This is a genomic window from Mycobacterium sp. 852002-53434_SCH5985345 (genome assembly GCF_001667155.1).
Lineage (GTDB): Bacteria > Actinomycetota > Actinomycetes > Mycobacteriales > Mycobacteriaceae > Mycobacterium.
This window is the reverse complement of record NZ_LZIE01000072.1, coordinates 22698-42948: the sequence shown is the minus strand read 5'-3', so window position 1 is coordinate 42948 and position 20251 is coordinate 22698. Positions and strand designations below refer to the sequence as shown.

The following is a 20251-nucleotide window of genomic DNA, read 5'->3' as shown; positions in this document are numbered from 1 at the left end:
CCGCTGGGTCCCGGCGCGCGGGCGACTCTGAGGTTAGTGTCGGCGGTATGGGGATGCCGTCGCGCGCGCGCCGCGCGATCATCCAAGCGGCCGTGTGGCTCACGGCGATCTGCGTTCTCGCGGCGTGCAGCAGTTCCGACCCGCTGGGTGCCCAGGTCCGCAGCCCCAAATCCATCGTCGTGGGGTCCGGCGACTTCCCGGAATCGCAGATCATCGCCGAGATATATGCACAAGCGTTGCAGGCCAACGGATTCGAGGTCGGCCGGCGGATGGGGATCGGCAGTCGGGAGACGTATATCCCGGCGCTGAAGGACCATTCCATCGATCTGGTGCCGGAGTACATCGGCAACCTGCTGCTCTATTTCGCGCCCGAGTCGACGGCGACCATGCTCGACGCCGTCGAATTGGAGCTCGACCGCAGGCTGCCCGGCGACCTGGCCGTCCTGACGCCCTCGCCGGCCACCGACACCGACACCGTGACGGTGACAGGCGGGACCGCTAATTCGTGGAATCTGACGACAATCGCGGACCTGGCGGCGCATTCGGCGGACGTGAGGTTCGGGGCGCCGTCGGCCTTCGCGAACCGGCCCTCCGGCCTGGCCGGGTTGCGGCAGAAGTACGGACTCGACATCAGGCCGGGCAACTTCGTCGCCATCAACGACGGCGGCGGCGCGGTGACGGTGCGCGCCCTGGTGGAGGGGAGGGTCAACGCCGCCAACGTTTTCACCACCTCGCCCGCAATCCCGCAGAACCATTTGGTGGTGCTCGAAGACCCGGAGCACAACTTCCTGGCCGGCAACATTGTGCCGCTGGTCAATTCGCAGAAGAAGTCGGACCGGCTCAAGGAGGTGCTGGACGCCGTGTCGGCGAAGCTGACCACTCCCGGCGTGGCCGGGCTCAACGCCGCGGTGGCGGGAAACTCCGGTGTCGATCCCGACCAGGCCGCCCGGGACTGGTTGCGGAACAACGGCTTCGATCATCCGGTCGGCCCATGATCGTCTTCGACAAAGTCAGCAAGTCCTTCGCCGACGGGACCACCGCGGTGGACCGGTTGAGCCTGGTGATCCCGAACGGGAAGTTGACCGTCTTCGTCGGTTCGTCGGGCAGCGGCAAGACCACGGCGCTGCGCATGGTCAACCGCATGATCGAGCCCACGTCCGGCACCATCACCGTCGACGGTGTGGACGTGTCCAGCCTGGACCCGGTGCGGCTGCGCCTCGGGATCGGCTATGTCATCCAGCATGCCGGGCTGATGCCGCACCTGCGGGTGATCGACAACGTCGCAACGGTTCCGGTGCTGAAGGGGCAGTCCCGCCGGGCGGCTCGGGCCGCCGCCTACGAGGTGCTCGAACGCGTCGGGCTGGACACGAAGCTGGCCACCCGCTACCCGGCGCAGTTGTCCGGTGGTGAGCAACAACGCGTCGGCGTGGCGCGTGCGCTGGCCGCCGATCCCCCCGTCTTGTTGATGGACGAGCCCTTCTCGGCCGTCGACCCGGTGGTCCGGCTTGACCTGCAGAACGAGATCCTGCGTCTGCAAAGCGAATTGCACAAGACCATCGTGTTCGTCACCCACGACATCGACGAGGCACTCAAGCTCGCGGACAAAGTCGCGGTCTTTCGGGCCGGCACGTTGCAGCAGTACGACGAACCCACGCGGTTGCTGTCGCGCCCTGCCAACGATTTCGTCTCGAGGTTCATCGGTCTCGGCCGCGGATATCGATGGTTGCAACTCATCGACGCGGCCGGCTTGCCGGTACATGATGTGCAACGCATCCCGGCGCACGACCTCGCCGACACCGCCCTCGCGGACGGCTGGGCGGTGGTGGTGGATGGCGCGGGCGCGCCGATGGGTTGGATCGATTCCGAAGGCCTGCGCCGGCATCGCGCGGGTGCGTCGTTGTCGGACAGCATGAGTGGCGTCGGCTCGTTGTTCCGTCCCCGCGGGAACCTCAGCCACGCGCTGGACGCGGCGCTGTCGTCGCCGTCGGGCGTGGGCCTCGCGGTCGACGAAGGCGGCAAAGTCATCGGCGGTGTGCTGGCCGACGACGTGCTGGCCGCGGCGGAAACCCGAAAAAAGACGTGACCGGGGGAACAGATATGCACTACCTGCTCACCCACCTCGACGACGCCTGGGCGCTGACCATCGTCCATTTGCGGTTGGCGTTGGTGCCGGTGCTGATCGGGTTGGCCCTCGCCGTCCCGCTGGGCGCGGCGGTGCAACGCGTACCGGTTGCCCGCCGGCTGACGACGGCGACCGCGAGTGTCGTGTTCACCATTCCGTCGCTGGCGCTGTTCGTGGTCTTGCCGATGGTCATCGGGACCCGCATCCTCGATGAGGCGAACGTCATGGTCGCGCTGACGGCCTACACCGCGGCCCTGCTGGTGCGGGCGGTGCTCGAGGCGCTGGACGCGGTGCCGGCCCAGGTGCGCGACGCCGCCACCGCCGTCGGTTACCCGCCGATCACCCGCATGCTGAAAGTCGAACTGCCGCTTTCTGTTCCGGTCCTGGTCGCCGGGTTGCGCGTGGTGGTCGTCACCAATATCGCGATGGTCTCGGTGGGTTCGGTGATCGGCATCGGCGGCCTGGGCACCTGGTTCACCGAGGGGTACCAGACGAACAAGAGCGATCAGATCCTTGCCGGCATCATCGCGCTCTTCGTGCTGGCCGTCGTCATCGACGCGTTGATCGTGGTGGCCGGCCGCCTGGCCACGCCGTGGGAGCGCGCCGGGCGCTCGCCGCGTCGACGGTCGGTGGTGGCCCCGATAGTGGGTGGCGCGCGATGAACTTCGTGCAGGGCGCCATCTCCTACCTAATGACCGCCGGCAACTGGACCGGCCCGGTCGGGCTCGCGGCGCGCGTCCTGGAGCATCTCGAGTACACGGCGGTCGCGGTGGGCGCCTCGGCCCTGATCGCCGTCCCGGCCGGTCTCATCATCGGGCACACCGGCCGCGGCACGGTGCTGGTGGTCGGCATGGTCAACGGGTTGCGCGCGCTGCCGACGCTGGGCGTGCTGTTGCTCGGGACGTTGCTGTTCGGGTTGGGGATGGGGCCGCCGCTGGTCGCCCTGATGCTGCTGGGCGTCCCGGCGCTGCTGGCCGGCACCTACGCGGGAATCGCCAACGTGGAGCCGACAGTGGTCGACGCGGCCAGGGCGATGGGCATGACCGAGGCGCAGGTGCTGTGGGTGGAGGCGCGCAACGCGCTGCCGTTGATCCTGGGCGGGTTGCGCAGCGCGACGCTTCAGGTGGTCGCCACCGCCACGGTTGCGGCCTATGCCAGCCTCGGCGGGCTGGGCCGATACCTGATCGACGGAATCAAGGAGCGAGAGTTCCACCTTGCCCTGGTCGGTGCCTTGATGGTGGCCGCGTTGGCGCTGGCGCTGGACGGGCTGCTCGCATTGGTGGTGTGGGCGTCGGTGCCGGGCACCGGACGACTTCGCCACACTTACTCGACAGGCCTGCCGCGGTTCGCCCGCACGTCTTACGGTAGGTGAGTGAACGCAGACCCCTCTGATCCTCGGCGCGTGTGGCAGGCAATGTTGACCTGGCGCGCCCAGGACGTCTCCCGGATGGAATCGGTACGAATCCAGGTGTCCGGCAAGAGGATCAAGGCGAACGGCCGGATCGTCGCTGCCGCCACCGCCACCAACCCGGCATTCGGTGCGTACTACGACCTGCAAACCGATGAGACCGGCGCCACCAAGCGGCTGGGGATGACGGTCACCCTCGCCGAACGGGAGCGCGTGCTGTCCATCGCCCGTGACGAAGAGAACATGTGGCTGGTCACCGACCATCAGGGCGAGCGCCGAGCGTCGTACAACAGCGCGCTCGACTGCGATGTGGTCTTCAGCCCGTTCTTCAACGCGTTGCCCATTCGGCGGCTCGGCCTGCACGAGCGACCGGACTCGGTCACACTGCCGGTGGTCTACATCAACCTGCCCGACATGGCGATCACCGCGGACCTCGTGAGCTACACCAGCACGGGCGGCCACGACGGCATCAAGCTGCACTCCCCGGTCGCCGACACCGTCGTGAGCGTCGACGACGAGGGCTTCATCGTCGACTATCCAGGCTTGGCAGAGCGGATCTGATCACGCGGCCCGCCCGGCCCGCGGCGGCCAACTCCTCGCGCCAGTTCTCACCGCCGATGATGACGTGGAAGACGTCGGAACGCGGAAAGCTGTCGTAGCGGGTGCGGGCGGCGTGGCCGGCCTCGACGAGCTCGGCCACCGAGTTGTTCGCGACCAGCGACTCGCGGGCCCGGCTCAGCAACTCGATCATCCGGTCGACGGCCGGCACCAGCTGGTCGGAGTTGCCCTCACACATCGCCCGCACCAGGTCCGGGGCGGTGCCGGCCACCCGCGTCCCGTCGCGGAACGATCCGGCGGCCAGCGCGAACGCCAGCGGGACGTCCCCGGCGATGACCGCCAGCGCCTCGGCGAGCAGGTGCGGCAGGTGCGAGATCGCGGCCGCCGCCGCGTCGTGATCGTCGGACTTGGCCGGGACCAGCACCGCGCCGCAGTCCAGGGCCAGCGTCATGACCATCGACCACACCACCGGGTCGACGTGATCGTCCACGCTGATCACCCACGGCGCCCTGGTGAACAGGCCCGGGTGGCCGGCGGCCCAGCCCGAATGGGCGGTGCCCGCCATCGGGTGACCGCCGACGAATCGTTCCTGCAGGCCGGCCGCGACAACCTCGTCGAGCACGGCCCGTTTGACGCTGGTGACGTCGGTCAACGGGCAGGCCGGGGCCAGTTCGGCGATGTGGGCGAGCATGCCGGCCAGCGCCGGCATGGGGACGGCCAGGACGATCAGCGCGCCGGTGTCGGCGGCGCGGGTGAGCGTCGCCGTCAGGTCGGTGGTCGCGTCGAAGCCGTCGGCGGCGGCTTCTTTTGCGCCCTCCACCGACCGGTTGTAGCCGAACACTTCGCGGCCTGCCGCCGTGGCGGCCCGCATTATCGAACCCCCGATCAGCCCCAGCCCGAGCACGCACACCGGGGTTTGAGAAACAGGGCTAGCCACAGACCTAAGGTTGGCACAATCTGGCGGCGGCGGTGCGTCAAGATGTCGCCGCGGTTTCGCTCCATCTGGTCAGGGGGCCTGGTCTGCGACTACCGTAAGCGGCCATGGGAGCACAACGGGCCCCAGCCCAAGGCCTGTCCGCCGATACGCCGGACGGTTTCGGCGTAGCTGTCGTGCGCGAAGAGGGCCAGTGGCGGTGTTCCCCGATGGCCCGCAAATCGCTGCTGAGCCTCAAGGCCGCCGAGACGGAGCTGCGGGAATTGCGCAGCGCCGGCGCCGTGTTCGGGCTGCTCGACGTCGATGACGAGTTTTTCGTGATCGTGCGCCCCGCGCCGTCGGGGACCCGGCTCCTGCTCTCGGACGCCACCGCCGCGCTGGACTACGACATCGCCGCCGAAGTGCTGGACAAGCTGGACGCCGACATCGACCCCGAGGACCTGGAGGATTCCGACCCGTTCGAAGAGGGTGACCTGGGATTGCTCTCCGATATCGGGCTGCCCGAGGCGGTGCTGGGCGTCATCCTCGACGAGGCCGACCTGTACGCGGACGAGCAGCTCGGCCGCATCGCCCGGGAGATGGGCTTCGCCGACCAGCTGTCGGCGGTGATCGACCGCATCGGTCGGTGATCGCAAGCGCTGGCCGGTCGGTGATCGCTGACGAAGATCTGATCCGTACCGCGTTGTCGGTCGCCGCGACGGCGGGTCCCCGCGACGTGCCCATCGGCGCGGTCGTCGTCGCGGCCGACGGAACTGAGCTCGCCCGTGCGGTCAATGCCCGCGAAGCCCTGGGCGATCCCACTGCGCACGCCGAGATCCTGGCGCTGCGGGCCGCGGCCGGCGTGCTCGGCGACGGATGGCGCCTGGAGGGCGCCACGCTGGCGGTCACCGTCGAACCGTGCACCATGTGTGCCGGCGCGCTGGTCCTGGCCCGCGTCGGCCGGCTGGTGTTCGGCGCGTGGGAACCGAAGACGGGAGCGGTGGGATCGCTGTGGGACGTGGTCCGCGACCGGCGGCTCAACCATCGCCCGGAAGTGCGCGGCGGCGTGCTCGCCGAAGAGTGCGCCGCACCGCTGGAGGCCTTCTTCGCCCGCCAGCGATTGGGGTGAGGGGCTCAGGGTTCGGTAAGCTGCTCGGCGGTGGCGTGTCCGAGCGGCCTAAGGAGCACGCCTCGAAAGCGTGTGACGGCTAACACCGTCCGAGGGTTCAAATCCCTCCGCCACCGCCAACACCTTCACCTGCTATCGCGGGTGGGGGCCGCCCCTGCGTTCTCACGCGGATCCCGCGTGTCGGTTTAGCAAAGACGATTTTCGGCCAATCTCGGTCGATGGTGGCTAGCATTTATTCACGGACAAATTCGATGCGCGCGGCAAGAGGCCACATGACGAAGAAAGTAGAGATCGTCGCCATCCTCTCCTGCTGTTGCGTCCTCACTACGATGCCGGGCACGGTTGGTGAATTCGTCGCGCGCGCAGACGATTCCGGTGCGGCGCTGTATAGCGGCGTCAACGGGCTTCGTCAGCCGTGTGGGCCACTCGCAGATGATCCCCGGTTGAGGGCGGCAGCGCAGCGCCACGCCGAAGACATGCTGCGCACCGGTTTAAGCGGCCATATCGGTTCCGACGGCTCATCGCCGCGGACGCGTATCGCTGATGCCGGCTACACCAGGGCCCCTGCCACCGGCGAGATCGTATTTTGGGGCACCGGATCGGCCGGGACTCCCGCCCAGGCCGTCGACTCATGGATGCAGAGTCCTCCACACCGGGGGATCATCGTCAACTGTGCTTTCACCGCGGCCGGATTCGCCACCGCCTCTGACGGCAACAAGATGACTGCGGTGGGAGACTTCGCGGCCTCCTAGGTCCTTGCTATTCAATCTCGGTTGGTGACGGTAACGGGATGCTGTCTAATGCTTCGAAGGATCGTCGTGCCGCATTGCGATGTATCCAGTGAGATGCCGCTTAGGCGGCGTCTACACATGGGGCAGCCAACCCGAGCCGTGCGGCGACAGCACAAACCCACGGCCTTGCGGGTCCTTGCAGGCGGTCATTCCGGAGTTGTCGACTCCGCACGTGAACCCATTCACGGAAAGGGAATGAAACGGAGGAAGCGTTTTGATGGGTTGGTCATCGATCACACGAGACGGCTCCCCCTCGTTGGTTTGCTTCAACCCTGTCGTAGTTCCTATCCAATTCACCGCAGCGCGACTGGCATTGGTGTTGCCAGTGGCGGGAGGTATCGCCGGGAAATTATTTCCACTGCACTGCGCTTGGTCGGGCAAAAAATTGCAAACTATACCGTCAGGTGTGAGGAAGTAAACTGTCGCTAGCGGTGGCCGTCCTGGATTAGGAACGTCGATCGTGTAGTCGGCGGGTGCTGCGACAGCATATTTACTCAGGTCGGGAAACTTGGGTCCGTCGGCATGCGCCGCGCAAGCTGCTAATAAAGTGGCGCCCGCTAAACCGGTGACCCGGAACAGATTTAATAGCACCGTCTTCATCCTATCGAAGTCCGCAACGAAGGAAGTTATGGATCACTGGTGGAGATTCAATTGGAATTCGCGGGTATCGTATGGAGCACCGACCGGCTGGTGATCGGGTCCCTTGGATGTGTTCCATTCACTGACAAACATCCTGAGGTTATCAAGCGTCGAGCCAGGCAATATATATCCCCCGTACGGCTGGTGCATGTAGTTTGCAGCGGTCCTGTCGCCGTTTTGGACAACCATGGTCGGGTTTACGTCTGGACTGAAGATACCAGTCGGGCTCGAACCGATACGTACCTCAACACTTCCACCATGCGCATCCACATTGAAACCAGACAGGACAGGTTTGCCGCCGATCTCGCGAAAGCTGAGCTCACCGTAGCGATCGTTAGTTACTTGTACGGGACGGTCCACCGGAGTTCCCCAATCTTTGCCAGTCCAAGGTTGCCAACTGCCGCGGTCCCACACTTTGTCAGGATCTGCGCGGTACATGGTGACGCCTCGGCTGCGGTCGAAGGAATCTGCCGCGATGTAGACCTTGCCGTCGGACCCCTTGTAACCGCTGACCTGACTGGGGGCGTCTCCCGCCGCACGCAATGAATTCGGCACCATGGTCCACCCCTTGCCCGGGTCGCCATTGACTTCCACCAACCATGAAGCGACCGGTTGGAGATCCCCCTTAGTACCCGTCACCATCATGTATGTTTTTCCGCCTGCAGTTATAGTCCCTGCAGGCAGGGTGTCAGTGACGCCCGCCGCCTCGTTTGGGATAGGAAATAGCTCATGGCCGCTATCCTTCGCTCCGGTCAACGGCGCGCCGAAGTGCGGGCGTCCGTCGGCGTCGAAGGTCACCGGGACGGCCACTGATCGATAATGATCACCTTCGCCAACTTTGTTGCCGGAAAACGAATCACCGAAGATCGCAAGGAATTTCCCCGGCTGTCCGGGCACCTCGACGATCTCACCAAGATCTGCCGCGCCGATTCCCGGGATGCCAGGAACGGCACCAGTGCCGGCGACGGGTCCGAGATCTCTAACCTCGCCCCGTAACGGCTGTTCGAGCGTGTCGTCGATGTTCGCGGGCGGATCGTAACCCTCGGTGTGCAACGAGCCCAGCGCTTTATGCAGCGTGTCGGAGTAGGCGTTGCGGATCGAATTCATCTGCTTCACCGCGTCACGGACGTCATCCACAGCGTCGGCGTGGGCTGCGTCCATGATCATGTGCAGCTTTGCTACCTCCTTCGGCGGAAGGCTCGGATCCCGCAGATCCGCTTGCGCGGCGCCATAAAGCTTGTCGAGAAACTGCAGCTGATGGTCCAAGGTGGCAATCTCGGCGGCACCCTGCTTCTGCGCATCGGCCAACGCGGCCGCGATGTTCTCTAAGTCAGCGCCGATTTTGGGCAACTGCTCCGATTGCGCGCCAAGGGATTTCGTCACTCGCTGAACTTCGGCGGAGTCGTTGATCGGGTTGTCACCGTTCTGGTGGTTCCACGACTCGGCAAAGCGCTTCTGGGCTATCTGGAAGGCATGGTCGGCTTCGGCGGTGTGTCGGCCCGCGGCATGAAACGCCTCGGCCAGGCTTGAGATTTGAAACGGGCTACCCGCCTGCAGGCTCTGGTTGATCGCCCACGGGTCGCCCCCGCCCGAGGCGATCAGCTCTGGTTCGCTCAGATGAGTCAGAGTCACCGCCGCCCCCTTCTGCGGCTCAACCCTACTACCGCAAAAGTGGCGGTCAACGGCAAATTCGGCTAACCGAACAGCCCCGCTCAGGCTTGGCTGCCGGCCAGTTTTCGGGTCGTCAGCGCTTCGGTGTCCTGGAAGGGCCGGCCGTCGGGCCGGAGCAGGTCGTGGAACCAGACTTTGGGGATCGCGGTGTACGGGTGGTCCCACGATTCCCAGGGAAAGTAGGTCTGGGTCTTTCCGGCGACCAGACCCCAGTTGATGGCGCCGACGTTGTGGCGCTTGGCGACCGGGAGGATTCCCTCCACGGTGCTGCCCCGGGGCCGGGCCATGTACTCCGTGCAGAGGATCGGCCGCCCCAGGGGGGCAAGGTCGCCGATCCGGGACTCGAAGCCCGCGGGCTCGGCGTAGGAATGGAACGTGATGACATCGGCGTTGGCGAGCTGGATGTCGCTGATTGCGCTGCGGCCCTGGGGTTGTCCCCAGTCGCCGCGCCACACGCCGCTCGTGAGCGGCTGACTGGGATCAACCGCGCGCGCCCAGCGGAACACTTGGGGAAGCAGGTTGGCGACCAGCTGATCCTTATCACTGCGCTCGGTGCTCCTGTACTGCCGCGCGGGGTTGTCCGGCTCGTTCCACAAGTCCCAGCCCAGAATGCGGTCGTCGCTGCGGAATTGGGTCAACACCGCGGTGACGTAGTCGCGCATGACGCCGGCGTAGCGGGGGTCGCCGAGCCTTTCGGCCCCCGGGCTCTGCACCCAGCCGGAGTTGTGCACGCCCGGCCGCGGCGCGCGTTGTCGACCGGCCTTGGGTGCCGGGTCCCAGCACGAATCGAAGAAGACGAACAGCGGTTTGATGCGATGGCGCGCGGCGATGTCGACGAACTGCGCAAGGCGCGTCTGGAAGCCGCGCTGGTCCTGCGCCCACAGCTGATCGTGGAGGAACACCCGGGCGGTGTTGTGCCCGTAGAACCTGGCCCAGCCGAGCTCGGCGTCGATGCGCCGCGGGTCGTAGGTGTCGGCCTGAAACATCTCCAGCTGGTTGATGGCGTTGGAGGTGATGTAATTCGATCCGACGAGGAAACCTTGCGCCTGATACCACCGGTTGGCGCGGTCGGCGGGCCACCGACCCGGTTCCTCCGCGGAGGCGCGTGGCGCTCGCGCCAGCGCGGTGCCGGCTGCCAGCAGAAGTGGCAGCTTGAGGGCCGTTCTTCGTTGCACGATGTGACGATAAATTTTCCCGGCGATTTCCCCGGGATTTGCTCAGCGCGTCGCGCCAGCTTGACGTGGGAATTGTTATCGGTTCGTCACTGGCGCCCGCACTCACGCCGCCCCACCCGCACCGCAGCCGGACAAATTTGCCCCGGCGGAGACGGCAAAGTTACTTCAAACTTCACCCCCGGGAGCGCAATACTGAACCCGTGCCCGATCGAAACGTGTTAGGCGGCCCGCTGGAACCGTGCGGCACAGAACCCGTGACCGGGTACTACCGTGACGGCTGTTGCTCGACCGGCCCCGAGGACCTCGGCCGGCACACGATCTGTGCGGTCATGACCACGGAGTTCCTCGAGCACCAGCGTTCCATCGGCAATGACCTTCAGACACCGGTTCCCGAATACCGGTTCCCGGGCCTGTTGCCCGGCGATCGCTGGTGCGTCACGGCGCTGAACTGGCTGCGGGCGCACCAGGATGGCTGCGCGGCACCCGTGGTGCTGGCCTCCACGCACGAGCGCACCCTCGAGGTGGTGCCCCTCGAGGCGCTGGAGGAGCACAAGGTCGACGTGCCCGACGACTTGGCGAACCTGTAGGACCACAGCAGATCGACACCTGACGTCTGTGTCATATTTCTCTTCGACGACACGTCGAAAAGAGGATCCGGTGGGCTCTGCCGTTGACGAGATCGACTTCGACGACCTGACCGCGCCCAGGCTGACCGACGTCCAACGCCAGATCCTGGAATTCACCGAGGCCAAACACGTCGACTTCGACATCGACCGGATGCTCGCGGAGGCCGTCGAGCAGGCCGGAGTCGACGACCTTGACGATGTCGACGGCTTCGGTGATCGGCTCGCCGCGCACATCGCCGCGATCGAAGCCGACGAGGGTCTGCGCCAGCTCACGCGCTCGTCGTTGCGACAACGCGTCGTACGGTTGCTGCGCAACCGGTTGTCCCTGACCGAGCTCCTCAAGCGGTACCCCGAGATCGAAGCCATCCCGATCGAGCGTCCGTTCATCGTCGTCGGAATGCCGCGTTCGGGGACCACGCATCTGGTGAATCTCATTGCCGCCGACCCGCGCCGGAGGGCGTTGCCGTATTGGGAGAGCCAGGAGCCGATTCCGGCCCGCGGTCAGGGGCCGGACATCCTCGGGGTCGACCCCCGTTATGCGCGAGCCAAATCCGAGCACGACGCGTTGATGGCCAGTGCTCCGGTGGTCGCCGCCATGCACGACCGATTCCCCGAGGCGATCGAGGAAGAAGTCGAACTGCTCGACCTCGATGTGGCCGCCTACGTCCTGGAATGGCATGCCCGCGTGCCGGATTGGCGCGACTACTACCTGAGCCTGGATCAAACCCGGCACTACGCATACCTGAGAAAGGTTCTGCAGGCGCTGACCTTCCTGCGCGGTCCGCGGACCTGGGTCCTGAAAAGCCCGCAGCACTGCGAGCAGCTCGGCCCGCTCCTGGCGACGTTTCCGGACGCTACCGTGGCTTTCACGCACCGCGATCCCGTCGCGGTTATCCAGTCGGCGATCACGATGATGGCCTACTCCGATCGGCTGCGGCGCACAAGCATCGAGCCAGACTGGCTGCTGGACTATTGGAGCGACCGGGTGCACCGGTTGCTCAGCGCGTGCGTGCGCGACCGCGATCTCGTCCCGGCCGAACGCAGCATCGACGTCAGCTTCCACCAGCTGAACGGCAACGAAATGCAGCTGCTTGAAAGGCTTTACGAATGCGGTGGCGTCGACCTGCCGCCGAAGGTGCGGACGCGCTTCCAGAAATACCTGGGCGGCAATCCGCGCGGCAAACACGGCCGCATCCACTACGACCTGCAAAAACACTTCGGCGTCACGGCCGACGAGCTGCGCCGACGATTCGACTTCTACTTCGACAGGTTCGACGTCCTTGCCGAGAGCTAACCGGAAGGCGACACATCGATGAATTTCGAACCGGTCTACCGCAACAGGCCCGGGGCGGACGCCATGCGCCCCGCGGCCGCCGAACGGGCCGAGGAGATCGCGCCCGGTCTGTGGGTCTCACCGGGGCTGTCGAATTCCTACCTACTCACCACCCGTGAGGGACGGGTGATCGTCAACACCGGCATGGGTTTCGAGGGCCCGGTGCATCGGGCGAACTTCGACGCCGTCGACCCCTCGCCCGTGCGCTACATCATCTTCACGCAGGGCCATGTCGACCACGTCGGTGGTTTGGACAGCGTGCGCGACCCCGACACCACCGTCGTCGCGCAGGCCAACTGGACGCTGTGGCGCGACGACAACGAGCGCCTCATTCCGTATCGCGCCAGCCGTAGCGCCTTCGCGTTCAAGGACACCCTGGCGACCGGTATCCAAGCCGTTCAGCGGCGGCTGGGGAGTAGCCGGCTGGCCGGCCAAAGCGTTCCCGTCGTCGACCTCGATTTCGAGGACACCTTGACCCTGGAGGTCGCCGGTCGGCGGATGGAGCTGATCTCGGTGCCCGGCGGCGAGACCACCGACTCACTGGTGGTGTGGCTGCCGGATGAGCGTATATGTTTGTGCGGTAACGTCTTCGGCCCGCTCTTTGGGCACATTCCCAACCTGGTCACCATCCGTGGCGACCGGTACCGCGACGCGCTGACGGCCAGCGCGTCCGTGGAGCGGGTGCGCGACCTGCGGGCCGACCTCCTGGTGACCGGTCATTTCGAACCGATAGCCGGGGCCGAGCTGATTTACGCCGAACTGACCCGGCTGCGCGACGCGATCCGGTACGTCCACGATCAGACCGTCGAGGGGATGAACGCCGGCAAGGATGTCCGGACCCTGATGCGCGAGATCGCCTTGCCCGCGGAATACGAAGTAGGACAGGGCTATGGAAAGGTGGCCTGGGACGTGCGGGCCATTTGGGAGAACTACTCCGGCTGGTTTCACCACGAGTCAACCACCGAGCTCTATCCGGTCGGGTTCGACGCCGTCGCGGCCGACGTGGTCGAACTGGCCGGAGCCGACGCATTGGTGCGCCGGGCGCGGGCACACCTCGCCGACGGGCGCCCGCTGCAGGCCATCCACCTCGCCGAGCTTCTTCCGTCGGACCATGCCGGGGCCCGGGACGTGCTTCGGGACGCCCACGAAGAACTTCTCGCCGGCAGCACGAACTTCTGGGAAACCGCCTGGCTGAGAAACCAGATAGCGAGGAACTCATGACGGCACGCGTCAGCTTCGACTTCACCGGGACCACGGCCCTAATCACCGGCGCCACCAGCGGGATCGGGCACGCGACCGCCGTGTTGTTCCGCGACTCCGGCGCCCGCGTCGCCATCACCGGAACCAAACCGGCGGCGGACGACTACGAAGTTGACCTGTCCGGCATGGATTATCACCAGCTCCAGATCAGCGACCCGGATTCGGTGGACGCGCTGGCGGACAAGTTCAACCGGCTCGACGTACTGGTCAACAACGCCGGCGCCAATTTCCCTGGCGGCCTTGACGAATCCAGGCCCGATGGGTTCGAGGCCTCGGTCGCGCTGAACCTCACCGGGCCGTACCGGTTGACGGTCGGGCTCTACCGCGCCCTGAAGGCGTCGACCGCCGCGGGCGGCGCCAGCGTGGTGAACCTGGCGTCGATGTCTGCGCTGCGGGCCGTTCCCCTGGTGCCCGGATACGGTGCGGCGAAGGCGGGGATCGTCTGCATCACAAGGAACCTCGCGGTCAAATGGGCCGGTAAGGGAATCCGGGTGAACGCGGTGGCGCCGGGCGCGATCGACACCCCGATGACCGCGCCCATGCACGGCTCGGCCGAATTGGTGGAGTCCGAACTGGCGCACATCCCGCTGCGCCGTTTCGGTTCGGTCGGGGAGATCGCCCCGACCATCGCCTTCCTGTGCACCGAGCAGAGTAGCTACACCAGCGGCGCGGTGTTCGTCATCGACGCCGCGTCGGACTGCGTCTGAGACACGAGGGAAGACATGTCAATTGCGTTGCGGCCCGAGGACTTCTACCACACCGGCATCATCGTGCCCGACCTCGATGCGGCCATGGGCCGACTGAGCGCGCTGGCCGGCTACCGGTGGATCAACCCGATGAGCTACACCCTGCCGTTCCGCACCGCGGCGGGTGTCCGCGAATTGACCTCGACGATCGTCTACTCCTTGCAGAGTCCGCACCTCGAACTCGTGCAGGAGGTGCCGGGGAGCCCGTGGACGGCAGCGCCGGGCAACGCGGTCCACCACCTGGGCTACTTCAGCGACGACCTGTCCCAGAGTGCGCGTGCGCTGGAGGCCAACGGCTTCACGCTCGAGATGACGGCGGACGTCCCCGGCTCCGATCTCGGGCTATTCGCCTACTACACGGACGCCTTCGGCGCCCGCATCGAGATCGTCGACCGCGCGCTGTTTCCTGACTTTCCCGCGTTCCTACGGTCGATGGCGCGGTCCGAGGGGGCATGACGTGTTGCTGACTGTGCTGCGGTTCAACTTCGCCTCGCCGCAAGGCGAACCACGCAGCCAGAGCGGGTTGTTGTCGGCCGCCCTCGAACTTGCGCAGTGGGGCGAATCGCACGGCATCACCTCCATCAGTGTCGACGAGCACCACGCGACCGGCCACGGCTGGAGCTGCAATCCCATCATGGCCGCGGCAATGTTCTTGGCCCGAACGTCGAGGCTGATCGCCAGCGTGGATTGTGCGCTCGGCCCGCTCTGGAATCCGGTCCGGCTCGCCGAGGACATCGCTCTCGTCGACAATATGAGCCGCGGCCGGTTGCACACCACGGTCGGCCTCGGGTACCGCACCATCGAATATGGCGCAATGGGCGTCGATTTCGCGCGCCGGGGCGCTCTGATGGACAGCCTGCTCGAGCGGATGCTGTCGGTATGGTCCGGCGCCGAGGCCGAAGCGGGAATCTGCACCGGCACCTGGACCCGGCCGCATCCGCCCCTGTACGTCGGCGGCGGCGCCCGTGCCACGGCGCGACGTGCGGCACGATTCCGGCTGCCCCTCAGCCTCGCCGACCACCTGCCCGACATCGCCGCCTACTACCGCCAGCTGTGTGCCGACGCCGGCATGACGCCGCTCATCCTCATGCCGGGACCGGTTAACCGCGGAATGATCTTCCTGCACGAGGACCCGGACCGGGCATGGGCCGAACTCGGCGACCACATCCTTTGGGAGGCGGTCACTTACGGCGGATGGTCGACCGACCAACGGTCCCTGATGCATTTGCCCGGCGTGCAAACGCTGGACGAGGTCCGTGCGTCGGGCCGGTACCGCTTCCTGACTCCCGACGAGCTGATCGCGGAGGTGCGCGACGCCGACGACTACGGACCGCTCGTGATGCACCCACTGGTCGGTGGCATGCCCGTCGACGAAGCGTGGAAGTCGGTCCAATTGCTCACCGACAAGGTCCTGCCCGCGCTGAACTAACGGGCCAACCGCAGATTGCGCCCCGGAATAAGCGGGTATGCGGCCAGCCATGAAATCTGGAGCAAGGACCCTGACGCTCGTCGGCGGCGCCGCCGCACTCGGTTTGGCGGTCGCCCTAAGTGGTGGTACGGGCGCAGGCACGTCGGCGAGCAAGGCGCCCGAGGCGCCGCCGACGCCCACGTCGTCCAGTCCGGCCCCACCGCCACCACCGCCCGTTCCCGGTGGGGCCTATGGGGGCAGCGGGAGCACAGGCACGGGTGGCGGCGCCGCTGGGGGTGCTGGCGGAGGCGCCGGTGGGGGCGGTTAGGCGCGAGCTGGCGACCTATCGCCGGGCCCGGCCCAACGACCCATATCGCCGCGACCACAACCAGGGCTAGCCGCCGCATCACCAGACCAAGCGTCGGTGCTTGAATGGTGAGATGGGTGACCCCGCGCCCCAAGTGGCGATTTTGGACGACTATGCCAAAGCGGCCCTGCGGCTTGCCGACTGGTCATCGGTGCAAAACCGGTCCCGCGTAACCGTTTTCGATCGCCACCTCTCCGAGGACGAAGCGGCGGAAGAGCTGCGGCCATTCGATGTGATCTGCACCCTGCGCGAGCGGATGGCGCTACCGCGAACGCTGCTCGCGCGGCTGCCGAACTTGAAACTGATCACGATCGTCGGAAGAAGCCTGCCCAATCTGGACCTGGATGCGGCAACCGAGCTCGGCGTCATCGTCGCCCACACCGACTTCGCCCATCCGCGATTCCGATCCGTGCACGACGCCACCCCCGAATTCGCCTGGGGGTTACTCATCGCCACGGTACGCAACCTGGCGGAAGAACACCGGCGCATGCGAGGCGGCGGCTGGCAGGTGACGACGGGTCTCACGTTGTCCGGCAAGACGCTCGGGTTGCTCGGCCTGGGCCGGGTGGGCAAGCGGATGGCCGAATACGCGAAAGTCTTTGGCATGGACGTCATCGCGTGGAGCCAGAACCTCACCGCGGACGCCGCCGCGGCGGCCGGCGCGCGCCGGGTCGAGAAGGCGACGCTCTTCGAGGAGTCCGACGTGGTCTCCATCCACGTCGTTTTGTCTGAACGCACCCGCGGTCTGGTGGGTGAGCCCGAGCTGGCCCTGATGAAGCCGCAGGCATACTTGATCAACACGTCGCGGGGCCCGATCGTCGACGAGGCCGCGATGATCGTGGCTCTCGAGACCGGGCGCATTGCCGGTGCGGGGCTGGACGTCTATGACGTCGAACCGCTGCCGTCGGATCACCGGTTAAGGCAGCTTCCGAATGTGACGCTGTCGCCCCACCTGGGTTACGTCACCCGTGAGATGCTCGCCGCCTTCTACTCCGACACTGTGGAGGCGGTGACCGCGTGGCTGGACGGGGCCCCGATCCGGATCGCGAACCCCGAGGCGTTGCGGGGTTGATCAGGTGCGCTTCCGTTTCCAGTGCTGGCTCTTGACCGCTTCGAGTGCTTCGGTGACGTAGCGGTCCAGTGGCCAGGGGCGACCCGACTGACGTACCCATTGCTGGAAACCGAAATCGGCTGCTGCGAAAGCGAGTTGGACCAGCAAGCCGGGACGGAGGTCGGCGTCGGAGTTCACGCCCATGCGCTCGGCGATCAGCTTGGCCGCCCGCTCCTTGTCGGCGGGCGTGTGAACGGTCACCTTACGCAGCAGGTCGGGGGCCACCAGCAGCGCTTCTCGCCACTCGTCGGTATCCGCCTGGTCGAACGATCGGGTCCGCGTGATGATGGCGTTGATCAGTGCGACATCGGGTGGCTCACTCGCGGGCCGCTGCTCGAGCAGGTTGACGATCGCTGCGCCGCCATGGCGAACGGGTGCGAGCAGCAGCTCTTCCTTCGTTGGCACGTACCGGAAAAATGTTCGCGGCGAAACTCCTGCGGCAGAGGCGATTTCCTCGGTCGTCACGGCGTCGTATCCGCGCTCGACGAAGAGCCGGAACGCCGCGCGCCTGATGTCGGCCCGGATCTGGGCGCGCTGCCGGTCCCGCAGCGATTCTCCTCTGGTGGGAAGGGTCACCGGAAGCAGCCGATTCCACCGTCGACGTGAATGGTCTGGCCGGTGATGAACGTCGCGTCGCTGCCCAGCAGGAAGGCCACCAGCGCGCCCACGTCGGTGCGGACATCCCCTATCCGTTTCATCGGCACGCGCCGCACGGCCTTCTCGTACTCTCCGGGGGCGAACGACTTCCAGAACTTCACACCGTCCGATTCGGCGAACGGGCAGATGACGTTGACCCGGATGTTGTCGCGCCCCCACTCCAAAGCGGCGACCTTCGACAGGCCCCGGATGGCCTCCTTGGCGGCGGCGTATCCGCCCCATTTCGGCTCGCCGCCGGTGCCCGTCCCGGAGCCGAGATTGACGATCGAGCCGCCGCCCGCCTCGACCATCACGGGGTGCACGGCCTGCATGAGCAGGAAGGTCGCCCGCGGGCCGACGTCGTGACCGAGCGCGAAGTCCTCCGTGGTGATATCGACGAACGCCTTGGGCTCGTTGGTGGCGATCGCATTGTTGACCAGGCCGTGCACCGTGCCGAAAGCGTCGACCGCGGCCGTCACAATTCGTTGGGCGCTGTCCGGGTCGCGCAGGTCAGCCGTCAGCTTCTCGACGCGTCCCAACGCCGACAGTTCGGCGGCCGTCTTGCCCAGCAACTCGTCCTGGATGTCGACCAGCAGCACCGCCGCTCCGCGTTCCAGCAGTGCGGCGGCGGTGCCCTTGCCCACGCCTTGGGCGGCGCCGGTGACGATTGCGACGTGCTCGCGCATCGAGGAGGGATGGCTGTAGGTCATGTGACCGGTCCCATCCGCAGCGGGGTCCCACGATGCATCTCGTAGGTGCTGCGCGCTCCGTCGGGCAGCTGGATGAACTCGACCGGGGTTCCGTCCGGGTCCTTGACGAAAAACATTCGCACCCCGCCGATTTCGAAGGGTTTCTGGTCGGGCGGGTAGCCGGCCGCGCTAACACGGCGGTGGGTGTCGTCGAGATCGGGCACCGACAGGGAGACGTTGTGAATCCCGGTGATACCGCGACGCGCGGGCCGCTGATCGGCAGGGCTCGCACCCAGTGAGAGCAGTTCAACCATCAGCCCGCCGAGCAGCCCGCCCACCACCCGGCCCTCCTGTTTGCGGGTGGCGTGCAGCACCGCGTCGAAAGGCTCACCGGAGATGAGGGTTTCGAACACGATCTCCATGCCGAGCAGGTCGCGGTAGAACGTCAGGGCACGGTCCATGTCGGTCACACCGACGACGAGGTGACAGAACGATACGTCGCCGAGGGCGCCGGTCATGACGAGGCGAGTTGGGGTGCCGGGCGGCCCGCGAACATGGGCAGGTCCAGGTAAGTCTTGATGCCGGGTCCGGCGGCGCAGACGTCGGGGATCGCGTTGACGCAGTGATTGGCCGTGGCCACCACGCCGGGGTTCTTCACCAGCCCTTCGGCGATCGTCTCGGGCTGCAGACCCTTGAAGGTGAGGCTCACGGTGGGATCACCGGTGATCTCCACCTCGAAGCGTTCGCCCCGGCCGCCGAAATTCCACGCCGGCTCCAGGTTTTCCTCACCCATCAGCCAGTTGACCGCGGCCGTGATGACCGGCTCGCCGTCTACCAGGGCCTGCCAGCGGAACCGGCGCGCGGCCACGGTTCCGGTGGTGATCGGGAACGGTGCGTAGTCGATGTCGGCGGTCGCGACGGCGACATCCTGGATGGTCCTGATGTTCGGTTCGATGCGAAATCCCATGTGATCTGCGATCATTCGCACCGACTGCTTGAATCCGGCATCGAGCAGCCCGGCCATGGGCCCTTGCATGGCTTCCTCGGGGGTGCCGCCGAAGCCCATGATGTGGCGCACGACGTCCGGGGCGTTGTAGGTGCGGATGTCGGAAAATTCCTCGGCGCGGATGTGGGTGACTGCCGACGACAACGACGAAAGCATCAGCGGGAATCGTTCGGTGATGCCCCCGGGGTGGATCCCCGAACCGTGCAGGGTCACCTTGCCTTCCACCGCCGCGTCGGCGACGGCCTGGTGCCGGCGGTTACCCGGATCGGGATACACCCAGCCGACGGGCGTGACAACGTTCTTGCCGGATCGCAGGATCGCGATCACCTCGTCGTCGTTGGGTATCAGCGGGCTGTACATGACGCAGTCGGCGTCCAGCGCCAGGATCTCGTCGATGCTGGAAGTGGCGGTGACACCGAGGTCCTCAGTTCCGAGGATTCGCCCGACGTCGACCCCGTTCTTGTCGGCGCTGTGCACCCAGCAGCCCGCCAGCTCCAGCTGCGGATGGTTCAGGACGCACGCGATGGCCGCCTTGCCGACGCCTCCGGTCGCCCACTGGATGACACGAAGCTTGGACGGACTACTCATCTGCTGACCTCCGAATTGCATGCCCTTACACGCCCACGACCGGACTGGCACAGTATGACCCGCTGACAGTGACTG

The 20251-nt window shown here is 66.3% G+C and carries 23 protein-coding genes, 1 tRNA gene and 1 pseudogene; 17 read left to right on the top strand and 8 right to left on the bottom strand.

From position 1 onward, the window contains the following. Positions 1–47 precede the first annotated feature (47 nt). The 5 genes and pseudogenes from A5756_RS17435 (at position 48) to A5756_RS17415 (ending at position 4091) form a co-directional block, all read left to right on the top strand. Positions 48–995, top strand: a complete 948-nt coding sequence (locus A5756_RS17435; RefSeq protein ID WP_066954927.1) for an ABC transporter substrate-binding protein — start codon at positions 48–50, stop codon at positions 993–995. Further along, positions 992–2083, top strand: a complete 1092-nt coding sequence (locus tag A5756_RS17430) for an ABC transporter ATP-binding protein (protein WP_066954924.1) — start codon at positions 992–994, stop codon at positions 2081–2083. The genes A5756_RS17435 and A5756_RS17430 overlap by 4 nt, the downstream gene beginning before the upstream one ends. A 14-nt stretch (positions 2084–2097) precedes the next feature. After that, positions 2098–2784: an ABC transporter permease gene (locus A5756_RS17425; protein WP_066954921.1), complete on the top strand. Its 687-nt coding sequence runs from the start codon at positions 2098–2100 to the stop codon at positions 2782–2784. Next, positions 2781–3490: pseudogene (locus A5756_RS17420) on the top strand (ABC transporter permease). The gene A5756_RS17425 and the pseudogene A5756_RS17420 overlap by 4 nt, the downstream one beginning before the upstream one ends. Positions 3491–3494: 4 nt before the next feature. Continuing rightward, the gene (locus A5756_RS17415) at positions 3495–4091 is read left to right on the top strand and encodes a putative glycolipid-binding domain-containing protein (protein ID WP_156659610.1); all 597 of its coding nucleotides are present in this window, start codon (positions 3495–3497) and stop codon (positions 4089–4091) included. On the opposite strand, the gene A5756_RS17410 is transcribed toward A5756_RS17415, so the two are convergent. Beyond that, positions 4054–4998, bottom strand: a complete 945-nt coding sequence (locus A5756_RS17410) for a prephenate dehydrogenase (RefSeq protein WP_082959056.1) — start codon at positions 4996–4998, stop codon at positions 4054–4056. The genes A5756_RS17415 and A5756_RS17410 overlap by 38 nt on opposite strands. Positions 4999–5129: 131 nt before the next feature. On the opposite strand from A5756_RS17410, the gene A5756_RS17405 reads away from it, so the two are divergent. The 4 genes from A5756_RS17405 to A5756_RS17390 all read left to right on the top strand — a co-directional run bounded on the left by A5756_RS17405 (position 5130) and on the right by A5756_RS17390 (position 6882). Then, positions 5130–5651, top strand: coding sequence for a tRNA adenosine deaminase-associated protein (locus A5756_RS17405; protein WP_066954912.1), 522 nt, complete (start codon positions 5130–5132; stop codon positions 5649–5651). Between the two features lie 20 nt (positions 5652–5671). Continuing rightward, positions 5672–6130: a nucleoside deaminase gene (locus A5756_RS17400; protein ID WP_066954981.1), complete on the top strand. Its 459-nt coding sequence runs from the start codon at positions 5672–5674 to the stop codon at positions 6128–6130. 29 nt (positions 6131–6159) lie between these two features. Next, positions 6160–6249: transfer RNA gene (locus tag A5756_RS17395), tRNA-Ser, on the top strand. 153 nt (positions 6250–6402) lie between these two features. After that, positions 6403–6882, top strand: coding sequence for a CAP domain-containing protein (locus A5756_RS17390; RefSeq protein WP_197505792.1), 480 nt, complete (start codon positions 6403–6405; stop codon positions 6880–6882). Positions 6883–6993: 111 nt separating this feature from the next. On the opposite strand, the gene A5756_RS26720 is transcribed toward A5756_RS17390, so the two are convergent. From A5756_RS26720 to A5756_RS17380, 3 genes are all read right to left on the bottom strand, one after another. Next, entirely contained in the window at positions 6994–7521 is a 528-nt protein-coding gene (locus A5756_RS26720; protein ID WP_369828672.1) for a hypothetical protein, read from the bottom strand. A 33-nt stretch (positions 7522–7554) separates the two neighbouring features. Beyond that, on the bottom strand, positions 7555–9192 hold the full coding sequence (locus A5756_RS17385) for a DUF4185 domain-containing protein (protein ID WP_066954906.1): 1638 nt from the start codon (positions 9190–9192) through the stop codon (positions 7555–7557). A gap of 80 nt (positions 9193–9272) precedes the next feature. Further along, positions 9273–10406, bottom strand: a complete 1134-nt coding sequence (locus A5756_RS17380; RefSeq protein ID WP_066954904.1) for a 1,4-beta-xylanase — start codon at positions 10404–10406, stop codon at positions 9273–9275. A 200-nt stretch (positions 10407–10606) separates the two neighbouring features. Here A5756_RS17380 and A5756_RS17375 point away from each other — a divergent pair, with 200 nt between their 5' ends. From A5756_RS17375 to A5756_RS17345, 8 genes are all read left to right on the top strand, one after another. After that, positions 10607–10993 (top strand): DUF2237 family protein, encoded by a 387-nt coding sequence (locus tag A5756_RS17375; protein ID WP_066954901.1) that lies wholly within the window; start codon positions 10607–10609, stop codon positions 10991–10993. Between the two features lie 70 nt (positions 10994–11063). Next, positions 11064–12326, top strand: a complete 1263-nt coding sequence (locus A5756_RS17370) for a sulfotransferase (RefSeq protein WP_066954898.1) — start codon at positions 11064–11066, stop codon at positions 12324–12326. Positions 12327–12344: 18 nt separating this feature from the next. After that, complete coding sequence (locus A5756_RS17365; RefSeq protein ID WP_066954895.1) at positions 12345–13586, top strand: MBL fold metallo-hydrolase; 1242 nt, start codon at positions 12345–12347, stop codon at positions 13584–13586. Further along, on the top strand, positions 13583–14332 hold the full coding sequence (locus tag A5756_RS17360; RefSeq protein ID WP_066954892.1) for an SDR family NAD(P)-dependent oxidoreductase: 750 nt from the start codon (positions 13583–13585) through the stop codon (positions 14330–14332). The genes A5756_RS17365 and A5756_RS17360 overlap by 4 nt, the downstream gene beginning before the upstream one ends. Positions 14333–14347: 15 nt before the next feature. Further along, on the top strand, positions 14348–14827 hold the full coding sequence (locus A5756_RS17355) for a VOC family protein (protein WP_066954889.1): 480 nt from the start codon (positions 14348–14350) through the stop codon (positions 14825–14827). Between the two features lies 1 nt (position 14828). Beyond that, positions 14829–15800, top strand: a complete 972-nt coding sequence (locus A5756_RS17350; protein WP_066954886.1) for an LLM class flavin-dependent oxidoreductase — start codon at positions 14829–14831, stop codon at positions 15798–15800. 230 nt (positions 15801–16030) lie between these two features. Then, positions 16031–16177 (top strand): hypothetical protein, encoded by a 147-nt coding sequence (locus tag A5756_RS25965; protein WP_156659606.1) that lies wholly within the window; start codon positions 16031–16033, stop codon positions 16175–16177. A 42-nt stretch (positions 16178–16219) separates the two neighbouring features. Further along, entirely contained in the window at positions 16220–17218 is a 999-nt protein-coding gene (locus tag A5756_RS17345; protein WP_066954883.1) for a D-2-hydroxyacid dehydrogenase family protein, read from the top strand. Here A5756_RS17345 and A5756_RS17340 read toward each other — a convergent pair whose 3' ends face one another. The 4 genes from A5756_RS17340 to A5756_RS17325 are packed head-to-tail and all read right to left on the bottom strand — an operon-like array spanning position 17219 to position 20176. Then, positions 17219–17833, bottom strand: coding sequence for a TetR family transcriptional regulator (locus A5756_RS17340; RefSeq protein ID WP_066954880.1), 615 nt, complete (start codon positions 17831–17833; stop codon positions 17219–17221). It lies immediately after the preceding gene. Further along, entirely contained in the window at positions 17830–18603 is a 774-nt protein-coding gene (locus A5756_RS17335; protein ID WP_066954878.1) for an SDR family NAD(P)-dependent oxidoreductase, read from the bottom strand. Before A5756_RS17335 ends, A5756_RS17340 begins: the two co-directional genes overlap by 4 nt. Next, positions 18600–19100: a VOC family protein gene (locus tag A5756_RS17330; protein WP_066954875.1), complete on the bottom strand. Its 501-nt coding sequence runs from the start codon at positions 19098–19100 to the stop codon at positions 18600–18602. The genes A5756_RS17335 and A5756_RS17330 overlap by 4 nt, the downstream gene beginning before the upstream one ends. After that, positions 19097–20176 (bottom strand): dihydrodipicolinate reductase, encoded by a 1080-nt coding sequence (locus A5756_RS17325; protein ID WP_066954975.1) that lies wholly within the window; start codon positions 20174–20176, stop codon positions 19097–19099. The genes A5756_RS17330 and A5756_RS17325 overlap by 4 nt, the downstream gene beginning before the upstream one ends. Between the last annotated feature and the right edge of the window lie 75 nt (positions 20177–20251).